The sequence below is a fragment of the Wolbachia endosymbiont (group A) of Udea olivalis genome (assembly GCF_964028365.1).
In the GTDB taxonomy this organism is placed as follows: Bacteria; Pseudomonadota; Alphaproteobacteria; order Rickettsiales; family Anaplasmataceae; genus Wolbachia; species Wolbachia pipientis.
Genome location: NZ_OZ034773.1, coordinates 1,565,648 through 1,577,335, shown reverse-complemented (window position 1 = coordinate 1,577,335; position 11,688 = coordinate 1,565,648). Strand labels below are relative to the sequence as shown.

Sequence of the window (11,688 nt, the reverse complement as noted above, 5' to 3'; positions counted from 1 at the left end):
CCATAAAACATTAACCAACAATGTCATGCAAGTAGCTGACACTGGAATCTTGTTTCAATGTTAAACAAAATACCATAGAATTCAAGAAGACAATTCCTAAAAAATCCCTACATCCAAAAAAAGGCAAAATGCTGCTTGAATAAGCTAAATTTTTTTAGATGCAAAAACAATAAAACATAGTTGATACTAAAGTTATAGTACTCCTATGACAACGTTACAAAAATTAAGGAAATGGATAGCTCTGATCAATTGGAATAGTATTTTCAGGTACCGGTGGTCAATATGACATTTTTAAAATAAAGATTTAGAACCTGTTTAAAATCTTCTCAATAGAAGAGAAATGAAGGAAAGAACGACCATTTGTAGGCTAGTGTTAAGTTTTCGCTCGCAATTTTTCCACAATCGTCTGCATTTTTCTAACCAAGCGAAAGATCGCTCTACAACCCATCTTTGTGGCAATACAGCAAAGGAATGTAATTCACTTCGTTTTATTACTTCTACAGTTGCTCCAATAATCGTTTTTATTTTAGTTGCAAAATTTTCTCCTGTATAACCTGCATCGACCAGTATATTTTTAACTTCCGAGAGGTTTTCTTTTGCGCTTTCAACCATTCTCACAGCACTGCTAACCCCAGTTGTAAATTAGAAAAAATAGAAAAGGTAAGGAAATAGGGTAAACTCCGAGGTATTTGATATTCATTCCTAAAATAGGAGGTTACCAATGAAAGAGAAAGTAACAGAAATCTTTTGTATAGTCGATGATTTTTGCAATACAGTCGATGAAAATTTTGCAGAAAAACTTCTACCAAGTGGCAAAAAACCAACCAGGACGCCAGAGATTACGCATTCAGAGATTTTTACCATAATATTGCTATATCAAGTGCGACAATTTTAAAATTTTCTATGTGCATTATTTGAAATTATTATACGAATCAGCGTTTCCAAAATTGCCATCCTATAGTAGGTTTATCAGGTTAAAATCGCGGATTTTATGGTATTTAGCGCTCTTAATGCAATGGTTTTGCGAACAGTCAAAAGTGACAGGGATTTCGTACATAGATGCAACATCTATCGCTGTTTGCCATCCAAAAAGGACCTCGAGAAACAAAGTTTTCAAAGGGTTGGCAAAGATTGGAAAGACTACTTATGGGTGGTTTTTCGGTACATCTAGTAATCAATGAAACTGGCGAAATTCAAGGGGTTACGGTGATAAAAGGCAACGTTGATACCTGTGCCAAATTTAACTAAGAAATTGACTGGATTATTGTTTGGAGATAAAGGATATATCAAAAAAGATCTTTTTCACGAATTATTCGATAGAGGGTTAAAGCTTGTAACCAGTATAAAAAAGGGTACGAAAAACTCATTAATGGCGCTAAATGAGAAGATTTTGTTAAGAAAAAGATCGATTATTGAGACAGTTTTTGGCTCTCTGAAAAACAAATTTGAGATTGAGCATACTCGCCATAGATCACCGATAAATTTTTTGGTACACATTTTTTCTACGCTTGTTTCATATTCCATACAGCCGCTGCATTTCTAAGCTTTACTTCGTTGGCTAATCCGCAACTGGGGTATATAGGGTTGAGACCAAGGCAATATTCTTCTGGAGAAGTTGATCGGCATGGCAGCATATCAAAGATGGGACCAGCGGAATGTAGAAGTATGTTATATGAAGCTGCACAAACAATGCTTACAGTTACCAAGAGGACATTTAAATTAAAAAACTGGGGTTGCGAAGAAAAAAGGAATGAAAAAAGCAATTGTAGCAGTAGCAAGAAAATTAGCTGTAATTATGCATAGGATGTTGGTTGATAAAACAGAATTTTATTATCAATAAACATCAAAAGAGCATAGGACAATAATTTTATTGAAAATAAAGATAGCAATGCCGATGGAAGGGACAAGCAAGAACTTAGTTAGACTTCGTGGTAATACCAATTCCCGCTACACAAGTAACGGATAGACAATAATAGAAAAAAAGCCATACTGAAGTAAGTAAAGTAGCGAGGTTTAAATGGCATTAAGATCAAAATTATTGGATGAAAAAGTGGTGGAATCAGCAAAAGAAATGCTGAAGAAAGTAAGAAATAACGCATATGTTGCAAAAAAACTAAATGCTGTAATTGCAGCAAAAAAGCACAGTATAACAGCCGTAGCAAAGATATGCTGCATTTCAAGAAAGGCACTTACTGCATGACCTAAAATTTGGCAGAGAAGAAAAATTATTTGCTCCGCCTCAACGCCGTAGAAAAACTATATTGAATCAAAGTCAACGTGAACAAGTTGAGGTGTGGATAGAGGAAAACCCCAATATTACTATAAAAGAAATGAAAATAAGAATTCAAGAAAAGTTTGGTTTGAATATCAGCAAATCTACAGTACACCGTAATATGCAAAGAATGAAATTCTCATATATCACACCAAGACCAGTGCATAACGGACAAGATAAAAGTAAACAAGAGGAATTTAAAAAAAAATCTTAATGAAACTATTGTCATGTATCCTGAAAAAGAGCTATTTTTCTTCGATGAATCGCGGTTTGGCACACATTCAAAGATTGGACACGGGTGGTTTAAAAAAGGCATTAGGACACAGGTTAAGGTAAAACTAGGTAGGCAAAATTTTTATCTCTATAGTGCAGTTAATCCCAGAAATGGAGAAAGTTCTAGCTCAAACGTCAATACTGATTGTATGAATATATTCCTTGAGCAGATGTCACAATATTTAGGAACAAGGGAGGCATTTCTTATCATGGATTGTGCTAGTTGGCATAAGTCAAAAAATTTAAAAGTACCTAAAAATATCGACATTATATACCTACCACCATACTCACCTGACCTCAATCCTGTTGAGAGGTTTTGGTTATATATAAAACAGAACATTTTGCGTAACAAAATCTACGACACAATTGCTTTGCTTGAGAGCGCTTTGTGCAAATTTATTACCTCTCTTTCTCACTCCACAATTAAAAAACTCTGCAATGCCGCTTATTTGATTCACTAGTAATGAGAATTGGTATAAACATGTTGCCGTCCACTTCCGCCTAACAAGTATAATGCGGCTTGACAAATTTATTGTCATCTCAGACCGCGGAGAGAACCATATGCTACTTTTAACTTATGTAAAATTACCAAGGATTATGGAGAAGATATGCTGTTTTGATTTGTGTGAAAATTATTGTTGACTTATGTGCAATTAGAGAACCTAAGTCACTTTAGCTATATATAAAAGGTTTAAGTGGTTGTATTGATGTATCTTTGTATTAAAAAACACCCAATAAGCAGAGTTGTAAGTGGAATAAACCACAAAATGTAAGTGCTAGATTTTATAGGCGGTACGATTATAATTGAATTGCCGTAAGAATTTTTTAACTCTGAGATTATCTCTTCATCTGTGTATCCATCATTGATTTTTTTACGAATTGCTTCTCGCATATCATACGCGATCTGAGATCCAGATTCAGACAATGATTCGCCAGAACATATTGGACACCTTATTATTTCAAATAAACTGGTTGCTCGTTTTTCCATGCTTTTATCTCTGAGTTTATTATCCAGAGTAAAAGCGTTTACGCCTGAGTGGAATATCAATATGAAAAGTAAACTAACTACTGCTCTCATCCTTGGTTAATTGGGTTATTTTACTGAGCTGGTTCATAAAATCAGTGGTGGATAACTTTCCAATAAAGCTTGACCCTACATCATCATCGTACTTTATTGAAAATTGAATGCCATCATCAGTTGTTTTTTCTGATAAGGAAGACATTAATTTTTCAAACGCATCTGAAGTTTTTGAGTCACCAATCATAAACGAGATTAATTCTTTATAATTTGATATAGCCACGTTGATTTTGTCTTTAAATGAAGACGTAACCAAATTATAATTTCGCACTCCACCATCTGCAGCAAGAGAAAAATTATTACTTTGAATTAAAAATTTCTCTATGTTGAAATTAATTCTGGAAGCTGAGATGTGGTTTACAAATTCGTAATCAAATTTAGTGTCGATACTAAGGTAACTTTCAGGACTTGCAGTATTTTTATACCGATAAGTATAAAAATCAAATCCTAGTTTAGTATTTCCACTTGGTTCTTTATCGAGGTGAAATTGAATGTAATTGCTTTTATCATTCACTTCAGTTATAACACTTTGCTGATTTTCTAAAACATCACATTTTAATCCATAATCTTCGTAACGAAGTGTATCTATATAGTCTATCACGGTACTATTTTTGTTGAATCGCAATGAAGATGGTAAATCGTTTAGTCTAACAACAAAGTGGCTGCTATCGTTTGTGTGGCATTTTATATTCTTTTTCTCATCATCATGAACAGCAATGTTGACTTCATTGCTTGGTATGTAGATATATACTGATTTATCAAACAATCTATTTTTTATCAATAAAGCATCAGATGAGATGGTTAATTGCTCATTGGAAAATTTTGGGTTTGTCACACGGAAAATTAGGTTAGAAGGAAATCCACTAAAATCATGTGAAATATCAAATTTTTCGTCGTTAATGTATAGTATTGTTTCAGCTAAAAGATTTTTTACCTTACATGCAGAAAAATACCAAAAACCACTATACGCTACAGGAATAAACAAAAGTAAAGAGATGATAATATAGATAAAAATCTTACGCATGATTCCCCTATTTATCTAATGATATGTTTCTTGTACCCCTTGGTATGGTTACACACAAGCCGTCGATATCTTTTGTGATTTTTATTTGGCATCCAAGCCTCGACGTCTCTGTTAAGCCGAAAGCTAGGTCTAACATATCATTTTCCTCATCAGATATAGGGTTATGTATTTCTACAGCATTATAAAACTTTGGATCAACAATTACATGGCATGTAGAGCAAGCAAGAGAACCTTCACATGCACCTTCAAGCAGATCTGGATCACTTCTGTGGGCTAAATTGAGCAGAGTTTCTCCCTCTGCAGCTTCATAGCTTTTCTTACTCCCATCAGGTAAAATAAAAGTAACAGATGGCATATTATTCCTATTAAAATCCTTACTAATTTCTTTATATCCTACAGGTAATAACTAATATTTGCAAACTCTTTACAATTCCAGTACCTATATTTCTTGTTATCCAAGTATCTCCTTTAGCATAGATCCCGCTAACAAGCAGCGGGATGACGATTGTCAGGGTGTCATCCCAGCGCCCCTATGATGTCATTCAAGTAGCTGACACTGGTTCCTTTATGATGGTAGCGCCCCTATGATGTCATTCCAGTGCTCCTTTCTCGTCATCCCAGTGTCAGCTACTTGGATGACAGAGGGGGGTGGGATGACAGAAGATGATGGAGTGACAGGGAGTAATACAAAAAGTTTCGTCATCCCCATTGAATCGGCTTTAAAATCGATGTTCAAAGTTGAAATTTCCCTAGAAGATGCGGGGAAAATCAGAAAAGGTCAGGAAGTTGTATTAAATAACTTGCGTAATTTAAAGAATCATGATATTTGTCGTACGGTGGTGGGTAGTGTACCTATTGCAATCTGCAGTTTTATTTATGGTTGTGTGAAACCTATTCGTGTTTTTAATATTTAAAATGAGGTTTAGATGTCGATAACATCCGAAAAGAAAAAGAGTTTGATAAATATATATGCAATTAAAGAAGATGATACAGGCTCATCTTTTGTACAATGTGCAATTTTGACCGAGAGGATCAGTAACTTAACTGAGCATTTTAAAGTGCACAAGCATGACCATCACTCTAAGCGTGGTTTACTTATATTGATAGGTAGAAGACGCAAGCACTTAAATTATATAAAGCGTAAATTTGGTAATGAAGCCTATCAGGAATTAATAGAGAAGTTAGGCATTAGAAAATAATCGAGGAATTTAATATGTTTAAAATTATAAAAAAATCTATAGAGTGGGGTGGTCGTGCCTTATCTTTAGAAACAGGAAAAATAGCACGCCAAGCTCATGGTTCAGTAGTTGTAAATTACGGTGATACTTCTGTTTTAGTAACTGTTGTACGTAAAAAGAAGGAAGAAAGCGTTGATTTCCTACCTTTAAATGTGCAGTTTATCGCAAAAAGCTATGCCATGGGTAAGATCCCTGGCGGGTTTTTTAAAAGAGAAGGCAAGCCATCTGATAGAGAAACTTTAATCTCAAGAGTAATAGATAGAAGTATAAGACCACTATTCCCAGAAGGATTTCATGATGAAATTAGTGTGGTGTGCAATCTATTAACTTATGATACAGTCAATCCTCCTGAAGTGCCAGCATTGATTGGTGCTGTTGCAGCTCTTGCAATTTCTGGTGTTCCCTTTCACTTTACTATAGCTGGAGTGATGGTTGGTTGTGATGAAAATAATAACTATATACTCAACCCTTCTGTTCAAGAGATGAAAGCAAGCAGCTTGGATCTGTTTTTGTCTGGTGATGAAAATTCAATTTTAATGGTTGAATCAGAAGTGAAAGAGCTCTCTGAAGAAAATGTTTTTAATGCAATAAAATTTGGCCATGAACACCTTAAGCCTGTCATTAAGCTCATAAAAGAGTTTGCTGATACAATTGGCAATAAACCTGAGAGCTTTGCCCCTATTGATGCATCAGATATAACACAAGAGCTCGAAAAATACGGTAAAGATTTTGAAAAAGCATATTCGCAAACAGTAAAACAAGAGCGAGTTCAAGCTCTAGAAGCGATCAGAGAGAATATATTGAATACTCTTAAAGAAACTGGAAAAGACGAAAAGTTAATTACGTATGCAGTAAAAAATTTTGAAAGATCTTTAGTACGTGAAATAATTAGGAAGAAAAGTGTAAGGATAGACGGTCGTAAGCATGATGAGATACGTCAGATAGAAGTTGAAGTTGATATTCTGTCCAAAACTCACGGTTCTGCACTATTTACAAGAGGCAATACTCAGGCACTGGTTGTTACTGCTCTTGGCACCACTCAAGATGAGCAAATTGTGGATGATATTGAAGGGGATAGACGTGAGCATTTCATGTTGCATTATAACTTTCCCTCATTTGCTGTTGGAGAAACTTCTGCTGCGCGTGCACCAGGAAGAAGAGAAATCGGTCATGGCAAACTTGCTTGGAAAGCAATTCATCCTGTTTTACCCGATAAGTCTGAATTTCCTTATACAATAAGAGTAGTGTCCGAAATTTTGGAGTCTGATGGTTCTTCTTCTATGGCAACAGTTTGTGGGACTTCTCTTGCTTTAATGGATACGGGTGTGCCAATAAAGGCCCCTGTTGCTGGAATTGCTATGGGTCTCATCAAAGATAAAGACGAGTATGTAATACTTTCCGATATACTTGGTGATGAAGATTATCTTGGTGATATGGACTTTAAAGTAGCAGGAACTAGTGAAGGGGTTACGGCGCTACAAATGGACATGAAAATTTCTGGTATAAGCTTTGAAATTGTTGAAAAATCTTTAGAACAGGCAAAAGCTGGAAGATTACTTATTTTAGAAAAAATGAATGCAGTGATTTCAGAACACAGTGATGATGTCAAAGACCATGCACCAAGGATGTTATCATTTTACATAGATAAAGACAAAATTTCTGCTGCTATAGGTTCTAAGGGGAAAAATATACGCAGTGTGTGTGAAAGAAGTAATGCAAAAATTGAAATAGGAGATGATGGTAAAGTTTCTGTTTTTGCTACGAGTGGCACTGAAGCTGAAATTGCAAAGAGTATGATGATTGATTCAATAACAGAACTAGAACAAGGTTCTATAGTTGATGTCAAGGTTGTAAGAATAGAGAAGTCTATTGTAGAGCTTGAATTTCTTAATGGCAGAAAAGGAAAAATGCACATAAGTGAAGTAGCTAATGAACATATAGATTCTATAGAGAGCGTACTTAAACAAGATGATACTTTCAAAGCACTAGTAATTGACTTCGAAAAAGGTGGGTGTCCAAAGTTGTCAAGACGTCGGGTTGATCAAGAGACGGGAGAGTTTTTTGAAGGTGAGCTTTACAACGAGGAAAGGAAAGATGGTCCAAATGACAGGGATAATTATTACAATAATTCATTTAGTAGAAAACCTGGAGGAAGTCACCATAAGAGGCCTCCTCGTCCTCGTTCTGGTTTCAGCAACAGAAATAGGCCGAAATTTGGTAATAATGATTCATCATCAGGTTTTTATTAAGAGTAAACTTCTTGCGTTACCTCTCGTCATTCCAGTGCTTAATACTGGAATGACACCCTTTCTGGTGAAGGTTGTTCTCAAATCACAATGTTAGTACAATTGTGGTGTTAGCTATAGCTAACCCAAGGTATCCGTTCAGCGGAGTGGTAGAATAAGGTAGACAAAGTGATCTAAAAAGATAATCATAGAGCAAAAGTGAGGTAATGTGGTAAACCTTTTAGAACTTTGCAAAAATTTACAGCAAAAAATAGAAAAACTGAAAGCAGAGATAGAAAACTTAAAAGCAGAAAATAAAGCTTTAAAGATAGAGAACGCTGAATTAAAGGAAAGGCTTGGTTTAAACTCGAAAAATTCATCTCTACCGAGCTCTAAAGAATTGTACAAAACAAAAAAGGACAAGCCAAAAAGCGAAAGGAATGTTGGCGATCAGGTTGAGCATAAAGGAAATTTTCATGCTACAATGGAAGCGGATAAAGTAGTAAAAATAGAGTTGCCTAATATTTGCGAATGCGGAGGAGAGCTTGTAATATGCGAAAAACCTTATGTTCACCAAAAAGTTGATCTTCCGGAAATTAGGCCTTATGTAGTAATTGGAACATGGTCGTTGTTGGAGATGCAGAAAAAGAAAAAGTAGCAAGTTACCAGAAGGTGTTACGCCAGATACATTTGGTCCAAGGGTTAAGTCTATAATTGCAGCACTCAGCGGATTTTACAAAAACTCAAAGCATGAAGTGGCTAGTATCATAAATGACATTTTTAATTTGAACATAAGTGTTGGCAGCATATCAAATAGTGAACACAGAGTTGCATTAAAATGCGAAAAAACATATGAGCAAATCGAACAAGAAATAAGCAGAAGTGAGGTTTTGCATATCGATGAAACCAGTCACTATAACAAAGGAAAACTTGGCTGGTGTTGGATGTTTGCAAGCAATACGGCAAGTTTTGTAAAATTGACAGAATCAAGAGGAATGAAGGTTTTGCAAGACAGCACATTTTGCAATCGCAATAGTTTGATAGTAACTGATAGATATTCAGCCTACAACTACTTTAATGATAAGAAAAGGCAAATCTGCTGGGCTTATTTAATAAGAGATTTTGAAAGGCTGGCTCATAGCTGGAACATTGAAGTTAAGATTCTTGGCTGTTATGTAAGAGATGTCACTACTGAATTATTTGCACTAAAAAAAGCTTTACTAAAAAATGAGATAGACATTTTAAGATTTGCCAGACGTGCAAGAAAATTGCGAAAACGTACAAGGTATTATTTGAAGGAAATATCTCGCTTACCTGAAGCAATTGGAGCTTCTCGAGTTGCAAAGAATATTTTGAAATCTGAAAGAATGATGTGGAAATTTTTAGATGACCCAGAAAATATTCCGCTGACAAATAACCATGCTGAACAGCAAATTCGGCATTATGTCGTTTATCGCAAAAATTCATATTTTACCCAATCGAAGCGGGGAAATGCATTCCTTGAACGGATAATTTCATTATACTTGACATGGAAACAAAGGGGTCTCAATCCTTTCCAAAACCTCTTATCTATCATCTCTTACACCGCTTAGCTGAACGGATACACGTGAATGTTGCAATTACAAAAGCGATCTCTACTAGGAGGATGTCATTTCAGTGCCCCTGTGATGTCATTCCAGTGCTCCTTTTTTTGTCATCCCAGTGTCAGCTACTTGGATGACAGGGGAGGGAGGTGCTACCCTGACAATCGTCATCCCGCTACGTGTTAGCGGGATCTAGAGATACCGCGAATGAATCGCGGTATGACGGTCTGCGGCGGTATGACGTAGGGCTGCACTAGCTATATCATGCATTTTATTAACCGACACTATAAACAACATCCTTACAATTATGAGATTGAACCACAACTTGCTCAAGCGTTAAGCTGCTGCGTTTAGCGTCTTTACCGTGGTTTTCCCCAAGAACATTTGTTCTTTCGTGTTTTATTTCTTCAATGAATTTCTTGTTAACGCTTTCAGGGTCAATCTTTTCCTGCGAATATATAAGATTAGTGCAATTTGTTTTTCTATAATAATGTATGCCAAAACCCACAATGAGTAATGCAAGTATACCAGAACCTATAAGTAATGATAATCCTATGTTATTAGTCAAAGGGTTTTGGTAAAATTTTTGTACACCATTAACACCATGTGTTGCAAGTAGCCCTAGAGGAAACGCTATATTTGCAGCAACTACACCAGTAAATAATGCAGTAAATATTGGTCTGTCGTTAATTACTGATTTTATTTTATTAGTTCTAGTAATTACTTTTTCGTCAATGTTAGTGAAGCCTTGTTTAGCTTCCCAAGCATTAAGTACAAAATTTGAATGAGTGCCATTGCTATATTCCAGTCTTACAGATTTTATAGCTTTATCTTTTGGCTGGTGCTCCAACACCTCAGCTAAAATTTTATCCGCATCTTTTTTTTGAATGGAATGTTCTTCAGTATCTATAAATTGCCTTGTTGCAAAAAATATTGGACCAATTGCAAGCAATGCAGCAAGTGCGATAACTGGTATAGTGATATATTTTGGGCTGTTTGTAAAAAATGCAATAAATTTTGCTTTATCTTGTAAATATAATAAAGCTGCAGATATACTGAGTATAATAGCACTTGCACCAAAAATTATAAAACCCTTCTGCTGCATGGCATACTTTGCTCTTGGCAAGAATCTGTTTGTTTTTTTATTTGTTGTGCTACCTATATCAGAATTTAGTGACAAAGACTCTTCAGAGTCATCTTTGCTTTTATACGATGGTAAAGTATTTGAAGACGCACCTAAATCATCTTTTGAGTTTTGACCACCTATTCCACTGTCTAAACTCTTTTTCGAAGATTTTGCATTTGGGTCTATAGCTGCATAAATATGTTCTTCTGATCCATTACCAGATAATCCTCCTAAACCTAAACTTGCTGTTTGTGATACCCAATCATGAGTCTCACCTTTTGTTTCTTCTAGGGAAGGAGGTAGTACTTCAGTACTAAGACCAAACAAATTTTTGTCTTCTTTGTCTTGTAAACCTGGAGCTTTTGGCAAAATCGGTGGTGCTCCATCACCATCTTTTTGTCGATTTACAGATGCATAAGTAGGATCCACTTCCTCATCATCTGATTCTTCATGTGACATTCCCTGCACACGTGGTACTACATTCAGTACACTTGAGATAGCATTTCCTGCTTCTTCAGGCGATGGTGGATCTTTTAGTGTTATCTTGCTATTGTCACCTGTTTGTTCGTAAGAAGTTAATTTTACTGTTGATTTTTCGACTGACCCATGCATATTCACTCCAAAGTTAATTACTATGCTGCATTGATTACGCTATAGTTATTAAGATGTAGTAAATACCAATTTACAGATAATGTATCTGTTTAGCAGAGTGGCAAAATAAGGTAGACGAGAAAAGACAACTATAGGAACAAATGGGTGTCATCCCAGTGCCCAGACACTGGGATCCAGAAAATTTGATTGTGTACTATACAACATTTTTGATCAAAAGCTGGATTCCAGTGTCAAGCACTGGAATGACATCACAGGGG

General features: G+C 35.6%; 8 protein-coding genes and 4 pseudogenes. 7 read left to right on the top strand and 5 right to left on the bottom strand.

Features of this window, described 5'->3' with window-relative positions; translation table 11 throughout:
• Positions 1-315: 315 nt before the first annotated feature.
• Positions 316-636 (bottom strand): annotated as a pseudogene (locus ABWU32_RS07420) (transposase); the annotation flags it as partial.
• A gap of 85 nt (positions 637-721) precedes the next feature.
• On the opposite strand from ABWU32_RS07420, the pseudogene ABWU32_RS07415 reads away from it, so the two are divergent.
• The 3 genes and pseudogenes from ABWU32_RS07415 (at position 722) to ABWU32_RS07405 (ending at position 3,006) form a co-directional block, all read left to right on the top strand.
• Positions 722-1,543: pseudogene (locus tag ABWU32_RS07415) on the top strand (IS982 family transposase).
• A gap of 41 nt (positions 1,544-1,584) precedes the next feature.
• The gene (locus tag ABWU32_RS07410) at positions 1,585-1,803 is read left to right on the top strand and encodes a transposase (RefSeq protein WP_265027883.1); all 219 of its coding nucleotides are present in this window, start codon (positions 1,585-1,587) and stop codon (positions 1,801-1,803) included.
• Between the two features lie 214 nt (positions 1,804-2,017).
• Positions 2,018-3,006, top strand: a pseudogene (locus ABWU32_RS07405) (IS630 family transposase).
• A gap of 230 nt (positions 3,007-3,236) precedes the next feature.
• Here the strand turns inward: ABWU32_RS07405 and ABWU32_RS07400 are convergent.
• From ABWU32_RS07400 to ABWU32_RS07390, 3 genes are read right to left on the bottom strand one after another with little or no spacing between them, the layout of a single operon-like run.
• Positions 3,237-3,623, bottom strand: a complete 387-nt coding sequence (locus ABWU32_RS07400; RefSeq protein ID WP_015589263.1) for a cytochrome c-type biogenesis protein CcmH — start codon at positions 3,621-3,623, stop codon at positions 3,237-3,239.
• Complete coding sequence (locus tag ABWU32_RS07395) at positions 3,607-4,647, bottom strand: hypothetical protein (RefSeq protein ID WP_015589262.1); 1,041 nt, start codon at positions 4,645-4,647, stop codon at positions 3,607-3,609. The genes ABWU32_RS07400 and ABWU32_RS07395 overlap by 17 nt, the downstream gene beginning before the upstream one ends.
• Positions 4,648-4,654: 7 nt before the next feature.
• On the bottom strand, positions 4,655-5,002 hold the full coding sequence (locus ABWU32_RS07390; protein WP_012673282.1) for a ferredoxin family 2Fe-2S iron-sulfur cluster binding protein: 348 nt from the start codon (positions 5,000-5,002) through the stop codon (positions 4,655-4,657).
• Between the two features lie 229 nt (positions 5,003-5,231).
• Between ABWU32_RS07390 and ABWU32_RS07385 the strand changes: the two genes are divergently transcribed.
• The 4 genes and pseudogenes from ABWU32_RS07385 to tnpC all read left to right on the top strand — a co-directional run bounded on the left by ABWU32_RS07385 (position 5,232) and on the right by tnpC (position 9,702).
• Positions 5,232-5,561 carry a hypothetical protein gene (locus tag ABWU32_RS07385; protein ID WP_353278637.1) on the top strand — a complete coding sequence of 110 codons (330 nt, stop codon included), beginning with the start codon at positions 5,232-5,234 and terminating at the stop codon, positions 5,559-5,561.
• 12 nt (positions 5,562-5,573) lie between these two features.
• A complete protein-coding gene (gene rpsO, locus ABWU32_RS07380) occupies positions 5,574-5,846 on the top strand; it encodes a 30S ribosomal protein S15 (RefSeq protein ID WP_006279944.1) in 273 nt (90 codons plus the stop codon).
• 14 nt (positions 5,847-5,860) lie between these two features.
• Positions 5,861-8,134 carry a polyribonucleotide nucleotidyltransferase gene (pnp, locus tag ABWU32_RS07375; protein WP_141457247.1) on the top strand — a complete coding sequence of 758 codons (2,274 nt, stop codon included), beginning with the start codon at positions 5,861-5,863 and terminating at the stop codon, positions 8,132-8,134.
• Positions 8,135-8,339: 205 nt separating this feature from the next.
• A pseudogene (tnpC, locus tag ABWU32_RS07370) lies at positions 8,340-9,702 on the top strand (IS66 family transposase).
• Positions 9,703-9,967: 265 nt separating this feature from the next.
• Here tnpC and ABWU32_RS07365 read toward each other — a convergent pair.
• Entirely contained in the window at positions 9,968-11,431 is a 1,464-nt protein-coding gene (locus ABWU32_RS07365; RefSeq protein ID WP_015589260.1) for a hypothetical protein, read from the bottom strand.
• Between the last annotated feature and the right edge of the window lie 257 nt (positions 11,432-11,688).

Bases quoted from the DNA above. Each gene is read 5' to 3' on its own strand.
- ABWU32_RS07400 (WP_015589263.1), bottom strand. From the start codon at position 3,623: ATGAGAGCAGTAGTTAGTTTACTTTTCATATTGATATTCCACTCAGGC.
- ABWU32_RS07395 (WP_015589262.1), bottom strand. From the start codon at position 4,647: ATGCGTAAGATTTTTATCTATATTATCATCTCTTTACTTTTGTTTATT.
- ABWU32_RS07390 (WP_012673282.1), bottom strand. From the start codon at position 5,002: ATGCCATCTGTTACTTTTATTTTACCTGATGGGAGTAAGAAAAGCTAT.
- ABWU32_RS07385 (WP_353278637.1), top strand. From the start codon at position 5,232: ATGATGTCATTCCAGTGCTCCTTTCTCGTCATCCCAGTGTCAGCTACT.
- rpsO (WP_006279944.1), top strand. From the start codon at position 5,574: ATGTCGATAACATCCGAAAAGAAAAAGAGTTTGATAAATATATATGCA.
- pnp (WP_141457247.1), top strand. From the start codon at position 5,861: ATGTTTAAAATTATAAAAAAATCTATAGAGTGGGGTGGTCGTGCCTTA.
- ABWU32_RS07365 (WP_015589260.1), bottom strand. From the start codon at position 11,431: ATGCATGGGTCAGTCGAAAAATCAACAGTAAAATTAACTTCTTACGAA.